Raw genomic sequence first — 25,051 nt, 5'->3', positions numbered from 1 at the left:
TTTTGATTTAACTTTGACTAAAATTACAAATCAAATTTTACTTCATCCAATAATTTCACTGCAGCTTCATGGTGGGCAGCAATTTCATCTAGCGATAAATCATCCGCTTTATAGTCTCCCCAAGATGCAACCAATTCAGAAGCTTCAACACCCGGTTTAACTGGAGATTCAAAGTTATCTTTAGCATACATTTTCTGTGCAGTATCACCAGATAAGAACTCCATAAGTTTGAGCGCATTCTCTTTATTCGGCGCATACTTTGCCATCGCCATACCACTAATGTTTACGTGTGTACCAAAGTCTTCTTGTCCTGGGAAGTTAATGTATACCGCTTCAGCCCATACTTTTTGCTTATCATCTTCAAGCATTTTACCTAGGTAGTAGCTATTACCAATAGAGTAATCACATAAGCCTTCTTTAATTGCTTGAACCTGTCCACGGTCATTGCCTTGAGGTTTACGTGCTAAATTCGCTTTTACGCCTTCTAGCCACTCTTTTGTTTCCGCTTCACCATAGTGGCCAATCATCGCAGAGACCAAAGAAACATTGTATGGATGCTTACCTGGACGAGTACAAATCTTACCTTTATATTCAGGTTTCGCTAAATCCATATAATCGAATGAAGCTGGTAGCTTGCCGACACGATCTTTTGATGAGTAAACCGCACGAGCACGTGTTGTCACGCCGAACCACTCGCCTTCTTTATCACGATATTGAGATGGAATATTGCCATTAATAACATCACTATTGACTGCTTGAACAACGTCTTTATCACTTAATTCAGCTAAACGACTAATATCAACAGTAAGTACTACGTCTGCGGGGCTATATTCCCCTTCTTGAACCAATTTTTCTGCCAATCCATCTTTAGCAAACTTCACATTTACTTTAATGCCAGTTTCTTCCGTAAACTCTTTTAACATTGGCTCAACAAGAAATGGTTGACGGTAAGAATAGACATTCACTTCTTCAGCAGACATCGCCATAGGGGCAAAAGTCGTGGCAGTAATCGCGGAGGCAAGTAACAGTTTTTTCATTAAACTCATCCTTAAACTAAATGTAAGTGATAACAATTATCAATGCGGTTTATTATATGGAGTATCTGAGGTAACTCAAGCTCTGTTGTCTCACAAAAAATAAAAAACCCCACTCAAATGAGCAGGGCTTTGTAACAGAGTATAACGATGTAACTTAATCGAGCGATAAATTACTTAGTTGAAGTAAACTCTGGGTAAGCTGCGACACCACAATCGTGCATATCAACACCATCCATTTCTTCTTCTTCACTCACTCGGATGCCCATGGTTGCTTTTAAGATACTCCAAACCACTAAGCTAGCACCAAATACCCATGCAAAGATAACTACTGCACCATAGATTTGTGCGCCAAAAGTTGCATCAGAGTTACTAAATGGAACCATTAGTAGACCGAAGACACCACACACACCATGTACTGAGATTGCACCAACTGGATCATCAATTTTCACTTTATCTAAGAATAAGATACTAAAGATAACCAATACACCGGCAATTGCGCCAATCACAAGTGACATTACTGGTGATGGTGACGCAGGGTCTGCAGTAATCGCAACTAAACCTGCCAATGCACCATTAAGGATCATAGTAAGATCAGCTTTGCCCCAAATCAGTTTCACTGTAATTAAAGCAGCAACCGCACCAGCCGCCGCAGCCGCATTGGTATTTAAGTAAACTTGACCAATTGCGGTAGCATCCGCAGCCGAAGATAACGCTAGCTGAGAACCCCCATTAAAACCAAACCAACCAAACCAAAGGATAAACGTACCTAATGTTGCTAATGGCATATTTGAACCTTGAATTGGGTGAACTTCACCATTCTTGCCGTATTTACCTTTACGTGCACCAAGTAGTAGAACACCTGCCAACGCTGCTGCTGCACCAGCTAAGTGAACAATACCTGAACCAGCGAAATCACTGAAACCAGCTGCAGATAGGAAACCACCACCCCAAGTCCAGTAACCTTCAATTGGGTAGATAAAGCCAGTTAATACCACACTAAAGATCAAGAAAGTAGACAGTTTCATACGTTCAGCGACAGCACCAGATACCACTGACATTGCCGTTGCAACAAACACTACCTGGAAGAAAAAGTCTGATTCTAAAGAGTGTGAAGCACCTTCACCTTGAGAGCCAATCAGGCCGCCAAACGATGGGAAAACTCCACCTTCTGCGTTACCAACGTACATGATGTTATAGCCAACCAATAAGAACATGGTGCAAGCAATACCAAACAGTACAAAGTTTTTAGTTAAAATTTCTGTGGTATTTTTCGAACGAACTAAACCAGCTTCTAACATGGCAAAACCCGCTGCCATCCACATCACTAGCGCACCAGATATCAGTAAGAAAAACGTATCTAACGCGTATTTGATTTCTACAATTTCCATATATTAATTCTCCGTCCCTAATCCTTTAAAGTGCTTCGTCATCCATTTCGCCAGTACGAATACGAACTGCTTGCTGCAGATCAAAGACGAAAATTTTACCATCACCGATTTTACCGGTTTGTGCGGCTTTCATGATCGCCTCAATCACACGGTCCACATTGTCACTTTGAGTGGCAATTTCTACTTTCACTTTCGGTAAGAAATCCACTTGATATTCCGCGCCACGATACAACTCTGTATGGCCTTTTTGACGTCCAAAGCCTTTCACTTCAGAAACAGTCATACCTTCAATGCCTACATCAGCTAACGCTTCACGGACATCGTCTAATTTAAACGGTTTGATTATTGCACTAATTAATTTCATTGCATTCCCTCGTCATGATGCATTCCTTTAACATTTACAATACTATCAAGTTGCATGCCAACTTTTTAAGTTGTTGATTTAAAAGAATTAACAAATAAAAGAGAATTTAAGGTGGAAATCAGGCGCACCATAATAGTGCGCTAAATTCACAAAAAAATAGCAAGGAGGGAGAAAAAGAAAGGTTAGGCAACAAATGCACGCCAAGAATGCAAAACTTGTTCAAAGTCTTCAATACCGCACCATGATTCACTTTCTTCATTATAAGCCGAAAGATCATCATCTCTTTCTTCTTTATAAATGGAGGCTTCATCTTCAAGGCTTAATAAATGGTTAGAGGTAATATGTACTTCATTTTGCTCAAGAAATAGACTCCAATCTTGGCCCAATAAACGCCATTCTTGGTTAATATTTCTCTGCGCACCAATTTGTTGCAAGACACTATCGAGCTTAGCTGTATTAGTATTGATTTCTTCAATTAACCAATGACCAATGGCTTCATGTCCAGATGAGAACACCACACGATAGCTACCATCTAAGGTATTTTTCTTAAATTCAAAGTCCATAACGGAGCACTTTTTCTTTTTAGGGGATATTGAGAGTTTACTTGGTAATGATGGGAAATGCGACCAAGCGAGTTGCGAGTTGCGAGTTGCGAGTTGCGAGTTGCGAGTTGCGAGTTGCGAGTAAATGCTTTCAATATAGACAAATCAATCGATAGCTCTTTTATCTCTAAACAAAAAAACCGCTGATTAATTATCAGCGGTTTTATCAGACTTACTATCAATCAACAGCCGTTATGCTGGCTCTTGGAAAATCACTGTATCAGCTTTATCTGTGTAATGCTTCATCTTATGGAAGTTCAGATAGCGGTATGTATCTGCTGCGGTAGCATTAATTTGCTCAGCATAGCTTAAGTACTCTTCTTTAGTCGGGATACGGCCAAGAATTGCACCTACTGCTGATAACTCAGCAGACGCTAAGAATACATTAGCACCATTACCTAAACGGTTCGGGAAGTTACGAGTTGAAGTCGACATTACTGTTGACTTCTCGGCAACACGTGCTTGGTTACCCATACATAATGAACAGCCCGGAGTTTCAATACGTACCCCAGCACGGCCAAAGATACCGTAGTAACCTTCTTCCGTTAGTTGATCTCTATCCATCTTAGTTGGTGGTGCAACCCATAGGCGAGTATCAAGTTCACCTTTGTGTTTTTCGAGCAACTTACCAGCAGCACGGAAGTGACCAATATTCGTCATACAAGAGCCGATGAACACTTCATCAATTTCAGTCCCTTGAACATCAGAAAGTAAACGTGCATCATCCGGATCATTTGGCGCACAAAGGATCGGTTGATCAATCTCAGCCAGATCAATTTCAACCACATGAGCATATTCAGCGTCTTTGTCAGCACTCATTAACTCAGGCTTAGCTAACCACTCTTCCATTGCTTTGATACGGCGTTCAATCGTACGAACATCACCATAACCTTCAGAGAGCATCCACTTCAGCATCACGATGTTTGAATTGAGATATTCAGCAATCGACTCTTCTGAAAGTTTAACCGTACAACCTGCAGCAGAACGTTCCGCTGAAGCATCAGAAAGCTCAAATGCTTGCTCAACCGTTAAGTGCTCAAGACCTTCAATTTCTAGTACACGGCCAGAGAATTCATTGATCTTACCTGCTTTCTCAACCGTTAGTAGGCCTTGTTTAATACCGTAATAAGGAATCGCATGCACTAGATCACGCAGTGTAATACCTGGCTTCATTTCGCCTTTAAAACGAACTAAAACAGATTCAGGCATATCCAGTGGCATCACACCAGTTGCAGCGGCGAAAGCAACGAGGCCAGAACCCGCAGGGAATGAAATACCAAGAGGGAAACGAGTATGTGAATCACCACCGGTACCAACCGTATCAGGTAAAAGCATACGGTTTAACCATGAGTGAATGATACCGTCACCAGGGCGAAGCGACACGCCACCACGGTTCATAATGAAGTCCGGTAACGTATGGTGAGTATTTACATCCACTGGTTTTGGATAAGCAGAAGTATGACAGAAAGACTGCATCACAAGATCAGCCGAGAAGCCAAGACACGCAAGGTCTTTAAGCTCATCACGCGTCATTGGTCCAGTGGTATCTTGCGAGCCTACTGTCGTCATTTTAGGCTCACAGTATGTACCAGGGCGAACCCCTTCAACACCACACGCTTTACCGACCATTTTTTGACCAAGCGTAAAGCCTTTATCTGAGTCGGCAACTGGTACTGGACGACGGAAGACTTCTGAAGGTTCAAGACCAAGTGACGTACGGGCACGATCCGTTAAACCACGACCAATAATCAATGGAATACGACCACCAGCACGAACCTCATCATAAAGTACGTCTGTTTTTAGCTTGAAGGTTGAAATCACTTCATCAGTGCCGTGTTTACATACTTTTCCTTCATGAGGATAAATATCAATCACGTCACCCATATTCATTTTAGAAACGTCAAGCTCGATTGGTAGTGCACCAGCATCTTCCATGGTGTTAAAGAAAATTGGCGCAATCTTACCACCTAGGCAAAAACCACCAGCGCGTTTATTTGGCACGTATGGGATATCATGCCCCATAAACCAAAGTACTGAGTTAGTAGCCGATTTACGAGAAGAACCCGTACCAACAACATCACCGACATAAACCAGTGGGTGACCTTTTTCTTCTAGCTCTTTAATTTGCTTAATTGGACCCACATTGCCTGGATCGTCAGGGTTAATGCCTTCACGCTCATTTTTTAACATTGCTAATGCATGAAGTGGAATATCAGGACGAGACCATGCATCCGGTGCTGGAGATAGATCATCGGTATTGGTTTCACCCGTTACCTTAAAGACAGTTAATGTTACTTTATCTTCAAGTTTAGGTTTATTTAGGAACCACTCTGCATCAGCCCATGATTGCATCACTTCTTTAGCAGACTCATTACCTGCTTTGGCTTTTTCTTCCACATCATGGAAAGCATCAAACATAAGTAATGTTTGCTTAAGTGCTGTTACCGCGATTGGTGCTAGTAGCTCATCATCTAAAAAGCTCACTAACGGCTCGATGTTATAACCACCCTGCATAGTACCTAGCAATTCAGCAGCTTTTTCACGAGAAATTAATGGGGATTCAGCTTCGCCTTTCGCAACGGCAGTTAAAAAGCCAGCTTTAACATAAGCAGCTTCATCAACACCAGGTGGGATACGGTTAACAAACAGATCAAGAATAAAGTCTTCTTCATCTTGAGGTGGATTTTTCAGTAGTTCTACCAAAGCAGCGACCTGCTCTGCATCTAAAGGTTTTGGGACAATTCCTTCAGCGGCACGCTCTTCGACGTGTTTACGGTAGGCTTCAAGCACGACTCATTCCTCTCATTGCGGTCGACCCTTCTATTTGTGATAAAGGGTAAACATCCTTGGAAATTTGGCTTCCTGCCCATGTTTTATTATGAATTAGTATTATGGCTGATTCTTAATAATCGAATACGGTCGGAGCCAAAGTGTTGATGGGATAATAACAAATTTAACGAAAAATTAAAATCTTGCGAGTTTGACCAAGCTAGCAAACTGGAACTAAAGTTGCTGAAAAACTTAATCAAACCTCACCTTTTCACTCTAAAGTTAAAAAGTAGAGCCTATTATCAAGTAGGCTGAGTTAAAACCTTGCTCAGTTTGGCCATAGGCTAAAATGATCGGACCAATAGGTGAATCAACTCCGGTAAAAGCCGATCCTGCGACATACATAGAATCACTGTTCCAGTTGGAATCAGAATTAGTCCATACCCCGCCATATTCTAATGACGCTCCTAAATATACTGGAGATTGGAATAAGCCAAAATCATTCTCAAACCACTTATAACGATAGACTAAACTGGTATAAGCTTTATTTCGTCCTAATAAACTGTCTCTTGGAATACCCGATAAATGCAGAAAGCCACCAAGTTCCATAGGATCTATTGGTACACCTTCGCTTTCAGTATCCACTACACTGTATTCAAATCGACCAACTAGTGAATGCTTTTGATAGCTTTTGGCAATCATAAAATTAGTGCTAATTTCAGATGCGATCTCACTCGATTCACCATCATATTTATCGCTAGAGTAGAGATATTCTATATCGGCATAATAACCTTTACTCGGAAAACTAAAGTCATCCAACGTATCTAGGCGATATCGAACATAAGCACCCTGCCGAGTGTAATCACTATTACCAAATGACGGTAGACCTGTGAGACTAGTATTGCCATTGGTATAGCGAATACCTAAACGAACTTCTTGCCATAAAGTGGGTTGATATCCAATAGAGAGATCACCGATCCACTTTTTATAATCAATCGGTAATGAATTTTCCGTATCCGTTAACTGGGTACTTCCCTCTGAGTCCTGGGTGGGGTTATTCGCATCCGGAATAAAGAAGTTAGATTTTTCATCACTATAAGTAGATACCGCTGAAATGAAGTAATTTTGGTTATAGGTAAAAGGAACATACAACTCAAGTCCAAAAAGCTTATCGGTTCCTATTTCAACATTGCTACGTAATTCCGCTCCAAGACTTCCTATATCAGTAAAATTACTCGTTAACCCAATCGAATACTTACTAGAACTTTTAAAGTTATCTTCCATAAAGAAACGAAAATCGACATAGTTTGGCCCCCACTCTTTTTCGTTAACTTGAATATTAAGATCTGTCGTTCCATCTTTATTGTCTTTATAACTATAAGAAACACGTTCGAAACGATCGAGAGCATATAAATCACGAATTTTCAGTTCTATTTCTTCACTGGTATATTGTTTTCCAGGCTCAATACCTAAACGGCTTAACAATACATTTTCGTGGTAATGACTATTATTTTCGACATGTACTTGCTTGATTTCTAATTCAGATCCTCGTTTAAATTGCTTTCTCTTAGCAACCTTATCTAACTGGTAAGATTTATAATTATCAGATGAAATAGAGTATTTCTGTAATTGAGGTTTTTGTTCTACTGCCGCTTGGTAACCTTTATCATAGGCTTCAGGCATTTGGGAAAAGTCCGTCGTACTCATTTTACCAACAGCAGGGTGCAGCAATACATCATTTGGTGTTAATAGATCACTTTGTGCTTGAGTACTGCGCCGAACGAGATAATTGGAAAGTTGATTACCGACATTTAAAAACGTTTTTAACTGATCTTCTGTCTGATAATCAGTACTGATATCCACGGCAATAATGACATCTGCCCCCATCGAGCGAGCTAGCTCCACTGGCATATTATCGGTCACTCCACCATCCACCAATAACATACCTTTATATTGATATGGAGGAAGCGCACCAGGTACTGACATGCTTGCCATCATGGCATCAACAATTTCCCCATCGCCCATCACAACAGGTTTTAAATTAACAATATCAGTGGCAACTGCACGGTAATGAACGGGTAACTCATCAAAGGAATCAAAAGGTGGGAGGTTGCCAGTACTCTGACGTAAGATTTGTAGCATATTTTGGCCTTGAACCACGCCTTTAGGCATTTTAACTTCAAGCCAACGTAAACCTAGATCGGTATGTAATTGATAACGGTCATCATATTCTTTATCACGAACTCGGCGTTCACTACGCCCGACTCGGTCATGATAGCCAGAGTTCCAATCGATATTCTGTACGGTTTCTTCTATTTCTTCAGCACTCATCCCTAGTGCATATAAACCACCAACATAAGATCCCATGCTGGTTCCCGTAACAATATCGACTGGAATATGCATTTCTTCTAGCGCTTGTAACACCCCAATATGTGCTGCGCCTTTAGCCCCACCGCCTGCCAACACCACGGCAATAGTTGGGCGGGTCGAGCCATCTGGCATCACTTGTTGAGCATTAACCGACCAACACACTAATGGGAACGTGACAATCCCAAATAACAAACGCATGATTTTCAACAAACTATCCTTATTAATATTGAATATACCCAAGTAACCTCAAGATGCGAGTTTCAGCAAGAATAAAACAAGCTTTATGCTGCATCTTGAGGTCACTTGAGTATAACTCTTTCCACTATATTACCCACAACGCATTGAAAATGCTGTGATTAAAAATCAAATAACGATTTTAGCCAACGGCTTGGGTTATTTTTACATTTATCTTTTAAATCACCATTAATGTCCCACTGTGGTAATTCAATATCACCGCCACAATCTGTTTGATAACTACCAGCCTGAGTTTGCTCAAAATGAGTCGTGACAATTTTACTTGGCCACGGCAAAGTTAAACGTTCCGGCGCACGCTGAGCGAGATAATTCGCGTAAGTTCTTAATGAGCCATTGGCTCCTGTTAACTTAGTTGGTTTATTGTCATCACGTCCCGTCCAAATCGTCACAACTTCACGACCATCTACTCCGACAAACCAACTGTCACGGCTATCATTACTAGTACCCGTTTTTGCTGCTAGGGTTGCCCAACCATATTGCCCTTGCAAAGAGCGACTTGTTCCTTCACTGACCACTTTTTTCATAATATAAGTCGTCAGCCACGCCGCTTGTTGCGGAACTTGTTGCGATGCTCTAGGTATACTCTCGTATAGCACATTACCATCAACATCCATTACGGTTCTTAATGCGGTCAATGGCGCTCGCTTGCCTGAATTGGTAATTGTCTGAAACATTTGTGACACTTGATATGGAGTCAATGTAAATGAGCCTAGAAACATAGAAGGTACAGGACGAATTTCTTGCTTATCAATACCTAGCTTAGTCAATGTTTCCATCACCGCAGGAATGCCTAATTGCATACCAAGATTCACGGTAGGAACGTTAAGAGAACGTGACATTGCTTGATACAACGGTACTTCACCACGGAATTTACGGTCATAGTTTTTCGGAGACCAAGTCTTCCCCTGCTTATTCGTTAAGGTGATCGGTTTATCATCAATCGTAGTCCCTAAATTGTATTTCTCAGGTTGCTCTAATGCAGTTAAATACACAGAAGGTTTGGCAAGTGAGCCTATCTGGCGACTAGCACTTAAAGCGCGGTTAAAGCCATCAAAGCCACTATTGCGACCGCCTATCATGGCGCGAATTTCACCGGTTTGGCGATCAACAGCAACCACCGCTGTTTGTAGTCCTTTACCAGAGCGTTGCTCTAATTGTGGCAAAGTTTTAGTCACCGCTTGTTCAAGATAGGTTTGTGAAACTGGATCTAAAGTAGTGAATAAACGTAGACCAGTATCTGCTTTAAACTTATCACCAACCTTATCCTTTAACTCACGTTGTAATTGCTCAAAGTAAGCTGGTTGACGCTTACCTAGGTGTGGATTATTTTGCAAATCGAGATCACGACTAACCGCTTGGCTGTACTGTGATGCAGTTAAGATATTTTGCGTCATCATCAGTTCAAGTACCAAGTTGCGACGTTCTTGAGTACGTTCAGGATGGCGAATTGGATTGTAATAAGACGGACCTTTCACCATACCAACCAGCATTGCCAATTGATCAATACGTAACTCTTGTAACGGCTGGCCAAAATAATAATGTGAGGCTAAGGCAAAACCGTGGATCGCTTCCCCGCCATTTTGACCTAAATACACTTCATTTAAGTAAGCTTCTAAAATTTTATCTTTGCTGAAACGATAATCTAAAATCACCGCGATATAAGCTTCTTTAAACTTACGCCACAACGTCTTCTCACTGCTTAAAAATAAATTTTTCGCCAATTGTTGAGTTAAGGTACTACCACCTTGCACCGCTCGCCCTGCTTTTAAATTGACCACAAAGGCGCGAGCAATCGCTAATGGTGAAACCCCACCATGCTGGTAAAAATCACGATCCTCAGTGGAAAGTAACGCCGCCACCATGGCTTCAGGAAATTGCTCACGTTTTAAGAATAAGCGAGTTTCTTCTTTCTTAGCTTCTAGCATACCGAGCATTTTCGGCTCAATACGTAAGAAGCCTAGATCCGCTTTCGATTCTAATGATTGGATACGTTTCAATCCGCTATTATCAAAATACAACATCACATGACGAGCAGGCTCTGGACCATTTTCAAAAGTAAACGGGCGACGGAATAACTCAATTTTAGTCGATGAAGCAGAGTATTCCCCTTCACGTATCGGATTAGCAACTTTACGGTAATTCAGTACATCAAGCTCCTGACGTACTTTGGTGATCGTCTGGTTACTCCCAGGCTCTAGTGTCATCACTCTGGCGTACACGACTGTTGGCAACTCAAATAATTGCCCAGCAAAACGTTGCGTCACCACACCATTTAAATAGAACCCTGCGGCCACCATCAAGGTGATAAAAACTAAACCTAATTTCCAACCGATACTCCATAACTTTTGCAGCCATGTTTTTTTCTTCGGTGGTGTTTTTCGCCCCCTAGCTGGCCCTGCTTTACGAGTTGATTTTGTTGCAGGTTTACGGCGCGTAGTGCTGGTTTTCTTTGGTGTGTTCAATGTATTGCCTTTTAATTTACGACATTAAGACGGCCTAACCATCTTAATTTATGAAAAATGTCGCTTAGTTTTGGTCGTGGCGACATGATTAGCTGGGTCATCTGGCCAAACATGTTTGGGATAGCGCCCTTTCATTTCTTTTTGTACTTCTTTATATGCCCCTTGCCAAAATCCAGCTAAATCTTGAGTGATCTGTAAAGGGCGCTGAGCCGGAGAAAGCAATTCTAGCACGAGCTTTTTACGTCCTTGAGCAATTAATGGCGAATCTGACTCACCAAACACTTCTTGCATTCGAACTGAAAGTACCGGCTCAGCTCCAGATTGGTAACGAATGACTCTATTGCTACCTGTAGGCAAACGGTAATGCGTGGGTAACCACTTATCAATTTCTTGATTTAACGGCCAACCTAAGTACGACAACAATGCTTGCGATAACGGTATTTGCTTTATTTTGGCAACGCTATCTATTCCTACCATGTAAGGTTCAAGCCATTGTTCGAGTTTTGCTAAAAGAATGTCATCACTCATCGCTGGCCAATCATGCTCTGGCATCCATTCAATACCATTTCTAATTCGATTCAATAAGTTAGTACTGGATTGTTCCCAAGGTAGTACCGACAAACCTTTGCGACGAATATAATCGAGTATGGCGGCTTGCTTAAGTAACGGGGAGATATCGGTAATGACCTGTTTTTCTAAAACTAACGCTCCTAATCGACGTTGCTTTTCAGCGCTTACACACCCTCTTACTTCTACCCATTGAACATGATCTAAACTTTCTATTTGCCCAATAAAGATCCTTTCAATATCTTGCTTTTTAACTCTCACCGCACGAAAGATCTGACTGGCCATTGAATGAGAAGAACGCATTAAATCGATCGCTACAATTAAGTCACTCTCAAGATGAGGCTTATTAGATAAAAAATAATTCGCCAGTCCATGTCGCTCATCCATGATCGCGCCATGACCATTCGCCAATAAAAAACGACCTTGCCCATTCGCTCGACTCTGAGCAATCCGATCAGGAAAAGCGAGCGCAACACAACAACCAATTAGTTGACTATCCACTCGATTACTATCAAATGGAACACCACAAGCCTTGCCAACTTGCTGACTACGACGTGCTAAAAAAGAAGCCTTATTATGTACACCTTGGCTCCAACGATGCCAATCCTGACTGATATCTTGGCTGCTCTTTTCCGGCTCCTCTAACATCGCCAGTGTCGCCAGCGCGGTATGGTAATAATCATCACCCAAGTCTTTAGCTATGAGCAACATCGCAGCGAAACGAGGTTCAACTCCTAACTTTTGACTGTGTTGGCCATAAACCGTCAATTGCCCTTGAGGGCTCAATAAGCCCAACTGTTTCAATAAGCTTTTTGCTTGTTGTAGATTTGATTGTGGAGGAAGATCAAGCCAAGACAGCTCATCGACAGCATTCGCTCCCCAAAACAGCAACTCCATTTGTAGGCTCGTTAAATCGCTGTGCAGAATTTCAGCTTGTGGCACAACCGGTTGCAGCTTAAGGGCTTCTTGGCTATATAATCGAATACAAACGCCCGGTTCAAGTCGTCCTGCTCGCCCAGCCCTTTGCTGCGCAGAAGATTGTGCGATCATTACTTGTTCAAGCCTTGTAATACCCGTTTTAGGATCAAACTTTGCTACTCGCTCGAACCCCGAGTCCATCACCATACGAATGCCTTCAATGGTTAAACTGGTCTCAGCAATATTGGTTGCCAACACCACTTTTCGTCGTCCTGATTCACTAGCCGCGATAGCCGATTGCTGCGTCTTGGCATCAAGTTGCCCATACAAAGGACAAATATCAATCCCCTGCTCTGATAGACCTGATTCTGATAAATCGAGCTCTTCAAGATTGTCAACCAATTGACGGATTTCCCTAGCTCCGGGCAAAAATACCAGCATCGATCCTGACTCTCTCGCTAGCCATAAAGGAATAAGTTGTGTGAGTCGCGGCACTAGGTATTGGTTCGCGGTTAAAGGGGCATAATGATAATCAATCGGAAAACCTCGCCCTTCAGATTCGATATAACTCGCTTGAGGCATCAAGGTTTTTAGTGCTTGCTGATCTAGAGTTGCCGACATTAGCAAAATTTTTAAATCATCACGTAACACTTGTTGGGCTTCCAAACAAAAAGCAAGTGCAGTATCAGCATGAATACTACGTTCGTGAAACTCATCAAAAATCACCAAACCAACCCCACTAAGTTCGGGATCATTTTGGATCATCCTAGTCATTACGCCTTCCGTAACAATTTCTAAACGTGTATTAGTGCTAACTTTCGCTTCACCTTTAACTCGAAAACCAACCGTTTGACCGACCGTTTCACCTAATTGCTTTGCTAAATAATGAGCAATATTACGAGCAGCTAAACGACGCGGCTCCATCATGATGATCTTGCCTTTTAACCCAATATCATCCGCTCCTGACTGCAGTAGCACTTTGGGAAGATAAGTCGATTTACCCGCTCCAGGCGCAGCTTTCAGAATCACCTGCGAATGATCACGCAACGCCACTAGCAAAGAGGCAATAACTGAAACGATGGGAAGTTGTGACAAGGGTAAATCCTTATGTCATGATGAATTGGCGCTGATTCTACCCAATAAGCTTATACCCAAGTAACTTCAAGATGAGAGTTTCAGCAAGAATAAAACAAGTTTTAGGCAAGGAAAATTGGACATGATCATAGTTATTCTATCTCTGTTCAATTTGACGCAGCATAAAGCTTGTTTTAACTTGCCCTTCGGGAGCTTCATCCAAACCTTTATACTGCGTCAGATTGGTTTGAAAGGTGCTTACATTCCTTCGCCAATCTTCCTTGCCTAAAGGTTTGGATGATAGCTCTGAATTCTGCATTTTGAAGCCACTTGGGTATAATACCATCAAAATAAAGGCCACCAAAAACCATCATGATTTTTTCTCCACCTTTGCAATCTGCCACTTTAATCAAACGTTATAAACGCTTTCTTGCCGATGTTACTTTACCAAATGGTGAAATCATAACCATGCATTGTGCTAATACTGGAGCCATGACTGGTTGTGCCGAACCTGGCAATCAAGTGTGGTATTCAACATCCGACAATCCCAAACGAAAATACCCCAATAGTTGGGAGTTATCGGTCACACCGCAAGGCGACACTATTTGTATCAATACCGCCAAAGCCAATGCTTTAGTAGTAGAAGCGATTGAACAGCAACAAATCCCCGAACTGGCTGGTTATTCAAACCTTCGCACGGAAGTGAAATACGGTAGTGAAAACAGTCGCGTTGATATTTTACTAGAGCCTCATTCAAATACCGACCTTCAATCGCGACATACCAGTAAAGCTTGCTATATCGAAGTCAAAAGCGTGACTTTATTGCAAGATGAATTTGGCGCGGGACGTGGATTCTTTCCTGATGCGGTGACGACCCGTGGACAAAAACATTTACGAGAATTGATGGAAATGGTGCAATCTGGGCACAGAGCGGTACTTTTTTTCGCTGTTTTGCATTCTGGGATTGAAAAAGTCTCCAGTGCCCACCATATAGACTCAAATTATTCACAACTTTTAAAACAAGCAAAAGAAGTTGGTGTTGAGGTGATCTGCTATAAAGCACGACTATCACCCGAGCGAATAGAATTAGCATCACCCATTGAATTTATTGACTAGACTTTGTTAAAAACACAATCTTGTTATTCAAATTCACATTCAACAATCTATTTGTTTGCCAAGCAAGATTCTTTCTGCTATATGTACCGCCCTTGTTAACCAGCGATTGGTTAAAAGAGCAAGTAGGAGCGCTGTATGCCAGAACTAAACAAGAAAAAAACGCTAGGCATTCTAGCCATTGCGGGTGTTGGGCCATATCAAGAGAAAGCCGGTGAAGAGTACATGTCACCTGAGCAAATGGACCACTTTACAAAAATTTTAAAAGCATGGCGTGACCAACTTCATGAAGAAGTTAGCCGCACTATGAGTCACATGAAAGACGAAGCAGCCAACTTCCCTGATCCGGTTGACCGTGCATCACAAGAAGAAGAGTTCAGCTTAGAGCTACGTAACCGTGACCGCGAACGTCGTCTTATCAAGAAAATTGAAAAAACACTGATCAAAATCGAAGACGATGACTTTGGTTTCTGTGAATCTTGCGGCATTGAAATCGGCATTCGTCGTTTAGAAGCAAGACCAACAGCAGATCTTTGTATCGACTGTAAGACCCTCGCAGAGCTTAAAGAAAAGCAAATGCAAGGTTAATAACACCATCAAAATCGCCTCTAGTGTTATCTAGGGGCGATTTTTGTTTGTTTTAGTTAACCTCAGGTTTGGATAAGAGAGTCTACATGTCCACCTATATCGGTCGTTTTGCCCCATCCCCTTCAGGGCCTTTACACTTTGGCTCACTGGTTGCCGCACTTGGCAGCTATTTTCAAGCGAAATCTCAAAATGGCCAATGGCTAGTTCGAATGGAAGATCTCGATCCTCCAAGAGAAATGCCGGGTGCAGCAAACTTAATTTTATCCACTTTAGAAAGCTATGGTTTGCATTGGGATCAATCCGTGGTTTATCAAAGTCAACGCCACCAACGCTACCAAGAACAAATCGCAACTTGGTTACAAACAGGCCATGCCTATTACTGCCAATGTACGCGTAAGCAAATTAAGCAGTCTGGTGGTTTTTACCTAGGTACTTGCCGAGAAAAAGCGATTAAAAGCTCAGAAAATTGCTCGATTCGCCTTAAAGTCAACGAAGCAATCTCGCAATTTTACGATAACAAACACGGCACCATTCAAATCCCGCAGCAGTTAGCGCAAGAAGATTTTATTATTAAACGCCGAGATGGATTATTTGCCTATAACCTAGCTGTCGTACTCGATGATATTGACCAAGGGGTGACTCAAGTTGTCAGAGGGGCGGATTTAATCGAACCAACTGGCCGGCAAATTAACCTATATCGCACCTTACAACAGCCCGAAGTTAGCTATATTCATCTACCTCTAGCGGTAGATACTCAAGGCAATAAATTATCAAAACAAAATCATGCGCCAGCAGTGGATATCAAACATCCTAAGCACACGTTAATTCAAGTGATGCGCTTTCTTGGTTTTATTATCCCTAATGATTTTGAGTCCGCGAGCATAGACCAAATACTGCAATGGGGATGTCAAAATTGGACGCTTGCTCAACTACCCAATTCGCTAAAGGTCGATTCACCATTCTAAAATGAGGCTAGCTAGGCTATCATTGGCGAAATTTTTAGCTTTGCTTTGAATATTTGTTCTCGCTGTAGAATTTCATTACCAACACAACTGAGGTGGGTTATTTTCACTCAAGCTGTTAATTTGTGCCGTAAACTATTTACCAACACAAAATCTGACCAATCGAGCTCAGCGCAGAACCGCTCAAATGGAGACGTTATCCTGAACATTATCACTCGCCAAGAGCATACGATTTCACGCGCTCACATCAGTGACAACGCGCTGAAAGTGCTCTATCGATTACACAATCATGGCTACGATGCTTTTCTTGTTGGTGGCGGTGTACGCGACCTACTACTAGACAAAGAGCCAAAAGATTTTGATATTGCCACCAATGCGACCCCTGAGCAGATCAAGCAACTGTTTCGCAATTGTCGCTTAATCGGTCGTCGCTTCCGCTTAGCCCATATCATGTTTGGTCGAGAAATTATCGAAGTTGCCACTTTTCGTGGTCACCATCAAGAGCCTGAAAAAAATCAATCAGCTCAATCAAAAGAAGGCATGCTATTACGTGATAATGTCTACGGCACGGTAGAAGAAGATGCCGAACGTCGTGATTTCACTATCAATGCCATGTACTACAATATTGCCGATTACAGTATCCATGATTACGCCAATGGCGTGAAAGATCTAAAAGCCGGTGTGATCCGCATGATTGGCGACCCAGAAACGCGCTACCGTGAAGACCCGGTACGGATGATCCGTGCGATTCGCTTTGCCGCTAAACTGGATATGATCATTGAACCTAAAACGGCAGCTCCAATCAAAGAACTTGCTCATTTAATGACAGGCGTACCTGCTGCTCGTTTATTTGAAGAGTCACTGAAACTATTGCAATCTGGCCAAGGTTGGGCAACCTACCAGCTACTTCGTGAATTTGATCTATTTTCCAGCCTATTCCCTACCGTGGCGCAATACTTCACACCAGACCAAGATTCTGATGTCGAACAAATGGTCGAAATCGCCCTAAAGTCGACAGATAAACGCATCAATGAAGGTAAGCGTATTAATCCTGCCTTTATGTTTGCCGCATTCTTATGGTATCCGTTACAAAGACATGCTAAAGAATTAGCCGAAGTACGTAAGCTTAGTCATTACGATGCGATCATGATGGCTAGCAATCATATTCTCGATGAACAGGTGCGTCACTTAGCGATACCACGTCGTCATAGTGCGACCATTCGTGATATCTGGCAACTACAACTGCGTCTAACCCGTCGTACTGGTAAACGCGCCTTCCAGATGCTGGAGCTGAATAAGTTTCGCGCAGGATTTGATATGCTCGAAATGCGCGGCAAAGTAGAACAAGGCCAAACAGAAGAATTAGCTGTGTGGTGGCAAGAATTTCAAGACGCTCCATCCATTCATCGGCAAAATATGGTACAAGCCTTAGGCGCACCAAAACCAACAGGTCGTCGCCGTAAACGCCCACACGCTAAGAAAAAAAGCGCTAAACCAAAGGCTCAAGAATGATTACCGCCTATATTGCCATCGGCAGTAATTTAGCCGAACCAGTACAACAAGCGAAACGAGCTATTGAAGCTTTACGTGATCACCCCCATATAAAGCTTATTACTTGCTCATCGTTGTATTCCAGTACTCCAATGGGCCCACAAGATCAGCCTGACTACATTAATGCTGTCGCTGAAATACAAACAGAATTATCACCTCTTGAATTACTCGATAACACTCAAGCTATCGAGCAACAACAAGGGCGTGTTCGCAAAGCAGAACGTTGGGGGCCAAGAAGCTTAGATCTCGACATTCTGCTTTATGGAAAACAAGTAATTAATAACGAACGTTTAACCGTGCCTCATTACGGCATAAAAGTACGTGAGTTTGTTATCTACCCACTGTTTGAAATTGCCCCTAATTTATCTCTCCCGGATGGGACAGAGCTCAAGTCACTACTCAACAGTATCGACCGTAATGGGCTCTCTATTTGGCAAGCTTAGACCTTATAAGGACCAAATAATGAAAAAAGTATCCATTAACACTTTACTCAAGTGGAAACAGGATGGTCGTAAGTTTGCGACATCAACCGCTTATGACGCTAGCTTTGCTCAGTTGTTTGAACAACAAGAAATGCCATTATTATTAGTTGGTGATTCACTCGGTATGGTTCTGCAAGGTGAAGAAAGCACTTTACCTGTCACTATTGATGATATCGCCTACCACACTCGCTGTGTACGTGCCGGTAGCCCAAATTGCTTGTTATTATCAGACATGCCATTTATGAGCTATGCCACTCCAGAGCAAGCTTGTGAAAACGCTGCCATTCTAATGCGTGCTGGCGCAAACATGGTAAAACTTGAAGGCGGAAGCTGGTTAGTTGAAACGATCAAACAACTGACAGAACGCTCAGTGCCAGTGTGCGCTCACCTTGGCTTAACGCCGCAATCGGTTAATATTTTTGGCGGTTTCCGCATCCAAGGTCGTGAGAAAGAAAAAGCTCAACAGATTATTGATGATGCAATCGCACTACAAAATGCCGGTGCCCAACTTCTAGTATTGGAATGCGTGCCAAGTCAATTGGCGAAGCAGATTACCCAAGAACTACACATTCCAGTGATCGGCATTGGCGCAGGTAAAGATACCGATGGCCAGATTCTAGTGATGCATGACATGTTTGGTATTTCAGCCAACTACATGCCTAAATTTTCAAAAAACTTTTTAATCGAAACCGGCAGCATGCAAGCCGCTGTTCAGCAATATATTCAAGATGTTGAAGCGGGGATATTCCCTGGTTCAGAACATAGCTTTGAATAGTTTTGTGCTGATATAAGTAAGGAATAAGTATGCAAACTTTTGCCGATACTCTCTCTCTAAAAGACCCGCTAAAAAGTGCCCGTCGCGATGGCCGTCGTATCGCTTTTGTCCCAACAATGGGCAACTTACACGAAGGTCATCTCACACTGGTTCGAAAAGCCCGTGAACATGCCGATATTGTTGTCGTCAGTATTTTTGTTAATCCAATGCAATTTGAGCGTTCTGATGACTTAAACAACTACCCAAGAACGCTTGATGATGATCTAAGCAAACTGAATGCTGAAGGTGTCGATTTTGTGTTCACGCCAACGCCTGAGATCATCTACCCAGAAGGCTTAGACAAACAAACTTTCATCGAGGTTCCTGGCTTATCACACATACTAGAAGGAGCATCTCGCCCTGGGCATTTCCGTGGTGTAAGCACTATCGTGACCAAGCTCTTTAATATTGTGCAGCCGGATATCGCTTGCTTTGGCGAAAAAGACTTCCAGCAGCTAGCTGTTATTAAAAAAATGGTCACTGACCTTGCTTTAGATATTGAAGTTATCGGTGTACCAACCGTTCGTGAAATGGATGGTCTCGCCATGAGTTCACGTAATGGGTTATTAAGCTTAAGCGAGCGCCAAAGAGCGCCTGTACTGGCAAGAACCATGCGCTGGATTGGTAGTCAAATACGTGGTGGACGTGAAGATTATGTCTCGCTACTAGAGGATGCTAACGATCAATTACGTGCAGCAGACTTAGAGCCAGATGAAATTTTTATTCGTGATGCCGAAAACCTGCAATTGCCAAACGAACACACTACTCAAGTTGTGATTTTGATGTCGGCATTCCTAGGTAAAGCGCGTTTAATTGATAACTTAGTAGTTGAGCTTAACCCACAGAATAGCCAAGAAAGTGGTGGTGAAGAAGAATAAGTTCCTCGATTCCTCGGGCACGTTGCTGCTCGTAACTCGACAAGAAAAAAGCCTGAACATCCCACAAAATGTTCAGGCTTTTGAGTATTTAACCTCAGCTTCGGATAAGAGCGTCACAATAATGAACCTAACTCACTGATATAAAAGTGATAAAAACATCTGTCAGGTATCTAGGATTGATGACTTTCTCTCAATGCTGCAATTTGGGATGGATAACAAGGCAAAATCATAAGTCAATAGCTGGCCTATTGCGTTGATTTTAAAGAAGTTAGACGCCTAAAGTGCTGTATTGAGTGACTTCTAGTTATCCGCAGCTGAGGTTATTTACTGAAAACAAACTAGCTTCGCAAGCCAATACCACGCGACACTAAATAATACGCCACACTATACAGTGCCACGATAAACACCATCAATACGCCAAACGAGGTGTAGATACCTACATCGGAAACCCCTAAGAAGCCATAACGAAAAGCATTGACCATATAAACGATTGGGTTGATTTTCGACACACCTTGCCAAAATTCCGGTAGCAAGCTAATCGAATAAAACACTCCACCGAGATACGTTAGTGGTGTTAACACAAAGGTCGGAATGATCGAGATATCATCAAAAGTATCGGCAAATACCGCATTAATCAGTCCACCAAGTGCAAACACTACCGAGGTAAAAAAGACCGTCGAAATAATGATAAACCAATGATGAATTTGAAGATCAACAAAAAATAGCGAGACACCCGTTACCATAGCGCCAACCATTAAGCCACGAGTCACCCCGCCCATCACATAGCCACAAATAATAATATGATGAGGCACCGGCGCCACCAGCAACTCTTCAATGTTCTTCTGAAATTTTGCACTAAAGAAGGACGAAGCCACATTGGAATAAGAGTTGGTGATCACCGACATCATAATCAGGCCTGGAACAATATATTCCATATAACTGAAACCATTCATTTCACCAATGCGTGAACCGATTAAGTTACCAAAAATAATAAAGTACAGCGTCATAGTGATCGCTGGCGGTACGATAGTTTGCACCCAGATTCGCATAAAGCGACGAATCTCTTTAGTCACTAAGCTTTTAAATGCAGTCCAATATAACTCTGCCATTACAGGGTTGCTCCTTGTGCTTGTTTTTTCTCAACGTTTGTCTTTTCACCATTGCGTACGATAGTGACAAATAATTCTTCTAATCGGTTGGCTTTATTACGCATCGACAATACCTGTACGCCTTGAGCCGTCAATTGTTCAAACACTCGGTTTAAGCCCTGAGTCTTATCAATTTCCACTTCTAGGCTATTCGGAGAAAAATGCGTGATGTTAGCATCTTCAAGTACTGGCGCTTGCTCACAATCTTGTAGATCAAAAATAAAGGTTTCGACATGTAGTTTATTCAACAAGGCTTTCATCGAAGTATTTTCGATCACTTCACCACGGTTGATAATACCGATATTACGACACAGCATTTCTGCTTCTTCTAAATAGTGAGTCGTCAGAATAATCGTTACGCCCTCTTGGTTGATCATTTTCAAGAACTCCCACATTGAACGACGTAGCTCAATATCAACCCCAGCGGTTGGTTCATCTAAAATCAGCAATTTAGGCTCATGCATCAATGCGCGAGCAATCATCAAGCGACGCTTCATACCACCAGATAAATTACGCGCACGCTCATTACGCTTTTCCCATAGGTCGAGCTGAGAGAGATATTTATGAGCACGTTCCTTAGCTAAAGAGACTGACACGCCATAGTAACCCGCTTGTTGCATAACAATTTGCTCAACCGTTTCAAATGGATTGAAGTTAAACTCTTGTGGCACTAAGCCTAGTTGTTGCTTGGCTTTTACTAAATCGGTATCAATATCGTAGCCGAACACCTTAACTCGACCTGAAGTCTTGTTGACTAGCGAGCTGATCACCCCAATGGTAGTCGATTTACCTGCACCATTCGGTCCAAGCAATGCGTAAAAATCGCCCTGTTCAACATTGAGAGACACCCCTTTCAGCGCTTCGACACCACCCGTATAGACTTTACGTAACGCTTGAATTTCTAATGCATACATAATATTTTTACCCTGAATTGATGATTTGATCACAAATCGGATTTGATTTTTTTCAGTCTTGTGTATAGTTAGGCAGATCAATGAGGAAGATAACATGCCAGACATTAAACAGTTATTTCAAAATAACTCGACTTGGGCTCAGTCGATAAAATCAGAACGCCCTGAGTTTTTCGCTAAATTAGAAGAATCACAACACCCAGAATACCTATGGATTGGTTGTTCGGATAGTCGAGTTCCCGCTGAACGCCTTACCGGTTTATATTCCGGGGAATTGTTTGTTCACCGCAATGTGGCAAACCAAGTTATTCATACTGACCTCAACTGCTTATCTGTCGTTCAATATGCAGTCGATGTACTAAAAGTTAAGCACATCATCATTTGTGGCCACTACGGTTGTGGCGGTGTACAGGCATCCATCGATAATCCAAATCTTGGCCTTATCAATAACTGGTTGTTGCACATTCGTGATTTATACCTAAAACATCGTAACTGGCTTGGCCAATTCCCTAAAGAAGAGTGGGCCAATAAACTTTGTGAAATCAACGTTGCTGAACAAGTTTATAACCTAGGTAACTCTACCGTGCTTCAACAAGCTTGGGAACGCGGTCAGAAAATTGAAATTCACGGTTGGGTATATGGTATTGGTGATGGTGTTCTTAATGACCTAGGCGTTCGCTGCCACAGTCGTGAATCACTTGAAATCTCTCACCAAGCTTCTCTGGCTAAAATCTTAAATGAAGATAACCCAGAAAACCTAAACATATAACTCCATCAAACGAGTGAATAGTCATTAAAAGAGCGACCGATTTGGTCGCTCTTTTTTGTTGATACTGCAAGAATACTGACTTTTATTTCACTCTACCAATGATCTTGATTCATATTTAACATCACTGGTAAGAATAGTCTGCTTATTCTTACTATACTCAAAGTCATTGTGCAGTGAGAAGACAACTAAATGAACGCCATCACCAATACGCAGCTTCAAGTACAAATAATATATTACTCTTGCGGTACTACCTTACCGATATAAGGCAAGTGGCGGTAGTTTTGCGCATAATCAATACCAACACCGACAACAAACTCATCTGGGATTTCAAAACCAATCCATTTTGCATCAACGTGTACTTCACGGCGTGATGGTTTATCTAAAAGAGTACAAATCTCAATTGAGTTTGGTTCGCGGATTTCTAAAATTTCGCACACTTTACTTAAAGTATTACCAGTATCGATAATGTCTTCAACTAAAAGGACATCTTTGCCTTTAATATCGTCATCAAGATCTTTTAAGATTCGTACATCACGATTACTTGTCATACCGTTTCCGTAACTAGAGGCAGTCATAAAGTCGATTTGATGATTAACTTCGATAGAACGAGACAAATCTGCCATAAATACATACGAACCACGTAGTAGGCCAATAATCACCAAATTTTCGGATCCTTGATAATGCTCAGTAATTGATTTACCTAGCGCTTTCACTCGATCTTGCACTTCCTGTTCAGAGATCATTACTTCTACAGTGTGTTTCATACTTTTCTCAATATTTAGATTTTGCAGCAAAATAAGTTTTACCCAATTAGCAAAACTTTGACGTCAAGCTATCTATTCTAGCACTGCAAGCCCTTAACGTTAACTTTTACCCGCGACAATCTTCTTATTGATGATGTTTTAATCAGATTGACACATGAAACAACCAAGGTAGACTCATTCACATAATAAATATAAAAAACGTTACTATAATTATTTCTAGAGCTATCTCTCGCTTAGTTGATACCGAAATCAACTAAGCGAGACGAAATTTAAATAGGCTCATTTTTAGGACTTTAATATGGATATGATTACGAAACGCCCAAGGACTCGATTAACCCCAGAAAAAAGAAAATTACAATTATTAGAAATTGGTATAGAAGTATTCGCACGGCGTGGTATTGGCCGCGGTGGTCATGCGGATATTGCTGAAATAGCCCAAGTTTCGGTGGCCACCGTTTTTAATTACTTCCCCACTCGTGAAGATCTTGTTGAAGCAGTATTAAGCGACGTAGAACAACATTTTACCGATTTTTTAAATCAAAATATCAATCACTCGCTTCCAGTAAGGCAAAATCTAGATAACCTTTGCCATCAATTAATCGATACCGTATTAGATGATACACAATGGATAAAGATTTGGTTTGAATGGAGTACTTCAACTCGAGATGATGTATGGCCATTATTTGTAGCAACACACGGTAAACATCAACAGTATTTCCGTGATCTTTTCTCTAGTGCAATTAAAAATGGCGAATTAGAAGAGAAACATAACCCAGGTAATATTGCTAAGCTTTTCCATGGCTTATGCTATTCCCTCTTTATTCAAGCTAACCGCACGCCAGATAAGCAGTACTTAACTAAGCTGATCACTAGCTTCTTAGATATGTTGTGTATTTATAAGCGCTAGGAGTATTGGTTAATAAGACTACCTGACTATTATTTGGTTTAGGTTATTCGTTTATCGAGGCCCAAGGCTAATTAACCTCAGCTGCGGATAACTAGGAGTCACTCAATACAGCACTTTAGGCGTCTAACTTCGTTAAAATCAACGCAATAGGCCAGCTATTGACTTATGATTTTGCCTTGTTATCCATCCCAAATTGCAGCATTGAGAGAAAGTCATCAATCCTAGATACCTGACAGATGTTTTTATCACTTTTATATCAGTGAGTTAGGTTCATTATTGTGACACTCTTATCCGAAGCTGAGGTTAAGTAATAAAAAGCCAACAAAAACAAAAGAGCCGCACAGTTCAAAGCTGTGCG

At 41.7% G+C, this 25,051-nt stretch carries 21 protein-coding genes; 10 read left to right on the top strand and 11 right to left on the bottom strand.

The window, feature by feature from the left end; all coding sequences use genetic code 11:
• Positions 1–23: 23 nt before the first annotated feature.
• The 8 genes from QQJ93_RS15310 to hrpB form a co-directional block, all read right to left on the bottom strand.
• The gene (locus QQJ93_RS15310; protein WP_089124864.1) at positions 24–1,037 is read right to left on the bottom strand and encodes a Fe(3+) ABC transporter substrate-binding protein; all 1,014 of its coding nucleotides are present in this window, start codon (positions 1,035–1,037) and stop codon (positions 24–26) included.
• 170 nt (positions 1,038–1,207) lie between these two features.
• A complete protein-coding gene (locus QQJ93_RS15305) occupies positions 1,208–2,425 on the bottom strand; it encodes an ammonium transporter (RefSeq protein ID WP_089124865.1) in 1,218 nt (405 codons plus the stop codon).
• 25 nt (positions 2,426–2,450) lie between these two features.
• Entirely contained in the window at positions 2,451–2,789 is a 339-nt protein-coding gene (gene glnK, locus QQJ93_RS15300; RefSeq protein ID WP_027696300.1) for a P-II family nitrogen regulator, read from the bottom strand.
• 182 nt (positions 2,790–2,971) lie between these two features.
• The gene (locus tag QQJ93_RS15295; protein WP_089124866.1) at positions 2,972–3,352 is read right to left on the bottom strand and encodes a YacL family protein; all 381 of its coding nucleotides are present in this window, start codon (positions 3,350–3,352) and stop codon (positions 2,972–2,974) included.
• Positions 3,353–3,583: 231 nt separating this feature from the next.
• Complete coding sequence (gene acnB, locus QQJ93_RS15290) at positions 3,584–6,181, bottom strand: bifunctional aconitate hydratase 2/2-methylisocitrate dehydratase (protein WP_089124867.1); 2,598 nt, start codon at positions 6,179–6,181, stop codon at positions 3,584–3,586.
• A gap of 261 nt (positions 6,182–6,442) precedes the next feature.
• Complete coding sequence (locus QQJ93_RS15285; RefSeq protein ID WP_089124921.1) at positions 6,443–8,728, bottom strand: patatin-like phospholipase family protein; 2,286 nt, start codon at positions 8,726–8,728, stop codon at positions 6,443–6,445.
• A 158-nt stretch (positions 8,729–8,886) separates the two neighbouring features.
• Entirely contained in the window at positions 8,887–11,247 is a 2,361-nt protein-coding gene (gene mrcB, locus QQJ93_RS15280) for a penicillin-binding protein 1B (protein WP_089124868.1), read from the bottom strand.
• Positions 11,248–11,295: 48 nt separating this feature from the next.
• Entirely contained in the window at positions 11,296–13,827 is a 2,532-nt protein-coding gene (gene hrpB, locus QQJ93_RS15275) for an ATP-dependent helicase HrpB (RefSeq protein ID WP_089124869.1), read from the bottom strand.
• 121 nt (positions 13,828–13,948) lie between these two features.
• Between hrpB and QQJ93_RS15270 the strand changes: the two genes are divergently transcribed.
• The 8 genes from QQJ93_RS15270 to panC all read left to right on the top strand — a co-directional run bounded on the left by QQJ93_RS15270 (position 13,949) and on the right by panC (position 20,194).
• The gene (locus QQJ93_RS15270; protein WP_284186111.1) at positions 13,949–14,095 is read left to right on the top strand and encodes a hypothetical protein; all 147 of its coding nucleotides are present in this window, start codon (positions 13,949–13,951) and stop codon (positions 14,093–14,095) included.
• Positions 14,096–14,178: 83 nt separating this feature from the next.
• Positions 14,179–14,922 carry a DNA/RNA nuclease SfsA gene (sfsA, locus tag QQJ93_RS15265; RefSeq protein WP_089124870.1) on the top strand — a complete coding sequence of 248 codons (744 nt, stop codon included), beginning with the start codon at positions 14,179–14,181 and terminating at the stop codon, positions 14,920–14,922.
• Positions 14,923–15,057: 135 nt separating this feature from the next.
• The gene (gene dksA / locus QQJ93_RS15260) at positions 15,058–15,507 is read left to right on the top strand and encodes an RNA polymerase-binding protein DksA (RefSeq protein ID WP_089124871.1); all 450 of its coding nucleotides are present in this window, start codon (positions 15,058–15,060) and stop codon (positions 15,505–15,507) included.
• 86 nt (positions 15,508–15,593) lie between these two features.
• Positions 15,594–16,472: a tRNA glutamyl-Q(34) synthetase GluQRS gene (gene gluQRS, locus QQJ93_RS15255; protein ID WP_089124872.1), complete on the top strand. Its 879-nt coding sequence runs from the start codon at positions 15,594–15,596 to the stop codon at positions 16,470–16,472.
• A gap of 120 nt (positions 16,473–16,592) precedes the next feature.
• The gene (pcnB, locus tag QQJ93_RS15250) at positions 16,593–17,981 is read left to right on the top strand and encodes a polynucleotide adenylyltransferase PcnB (protein ID WP_089124873.1); all 1,389 of its coding nucleotides are present in this window, start codon (positions 16,593–16,595) and stop codon (positions 17,979–17,981) included.
• Complete coding sequence (gene folK, locus QQJ93_RS15245; RefSeq protein ID WP_089124874.1) at positions 17,978–18,463, top strand: 2-amino-4-hydroxy-6-hydroxymethyldihydropteridine diphosphokinase; 486 nt, start codon at positions 17,978–17,980, stop codon at positions 18,461–18,463. The genes pcnB and folK overlap by 4 nt, the downstream gene beginning before the upstream one ends.
• Before the next feature lie 19 nt (positions 18,464–18,482).
• A complete protein-coding gene (gene panB, locus QQJ93_RS15240; protein ID WP_089124875.1) occupies positions 18,483–19,277 on the top strand; it encodes a 3-methyl-2-oxobutanoate hydroxymethyltransferase in 795 nt (264 codons plus the stop codon).
• A gap of 29 nt (positions 19,278–19,306) precedes the next feature.
• A complete protein-coding gene (gene panC / locus QQJ93_RS15235; protein ID WP_089124876.1) occupies positions 19,307–20,194 on the top strand; it encodes a pantoate--beta-alanine ligase in 888 nt (295 codons plus the stop codon).
• 338 nt (positions 20,195–20,532) lie between these two features.
• Here panC and QQJ93_RS15230 read toward each other — a convergent pair whose 3' ends face one another.
• Positions 20,533–21,303, bottom strand: coding sequence for an ABC transporter permease (locus QQJ93_RS15230; protein ID WP_089124877.1), 771 nt, complete (start codon positions 21,301–21,303; stop codon positions 20,533–20,535).
• On the bottom strand, positions 21,303–22,256 hold the full coding sequence (locus QQJ93_RS15225; RefSeq protein ID WP_089124878.1) for an ABC transporter ATP-binding protein: 954 nt from the start codon (positions 22,254–22,256) through the stop codon (positions 21,303–21,305). Before QQJ93_RS15225 ends, QQJ93_RS15230 begins: the two co-directional genes overlap by 1 nt.
• Positions 22,257–22,350: 94 nt before the next feature.
• Between QQJ93_RS15225 and can the strand changes: the two genes are divergently transcribed.
• Positions 22,351–23,022 (top strand): carbonate dehydratase, encoded by a 672-nt coding sequence (gene can / locus QQJ93_RS15220; protein ID WP_089124879.1) that lies wholly within the window; start codon positions 22,351–22,353, stop codon positions 23,020–23,022.
• Between the two features lie 233 nt (positions 23,023–23,255).
• Here can and hpt read toward each other — a convergent pair whose 3' ends face one another.
• A complete protein-coding gene (gene hpt / locus QQJ93_RS15215) occupies positions 23,256–23,786 on the bottom strand; it encodes a hypoxanthine phosphoribosyltransferase (RefSeq protein ID WP_089124880.1) in 531 nt (176 codons plus the stop codon).
• Positions 23,787–24,084: 298 nt separating this feature from the next.
• Here hpt and QQJ93_RS15210 point away from each other — a divergent pair, with 298 nt between their 5' ends.
• Positions 24,085–24,693, top strand: a complete 609-nt coding sequence (locus tag QQJ93_RS15210) for a TetR/AcrR family transcriptional regulator (RefSeq protein WP_089124881.1) — start codon at positions 24,085–24,087, stop codon at positions 24,691–24,693.
• Positions 24,694–25,051: the final 358 nt, after the last annotated feature.

The sequence above is a fragment of the Vibrio algivorus genome (genome assembly GCF_030161215.1).
In the GTDB taxonomy this organism is placed as follows: domain Bacteria; phylum Pseudomonadota; class Gammaproteobacteria; order Enterobacterales; family Vibrionaceae; genus Vibrio; species Vibrio algivorus.
This window is presented reverse-complemented; position numbering and strand designations above follow the sequence as displayed.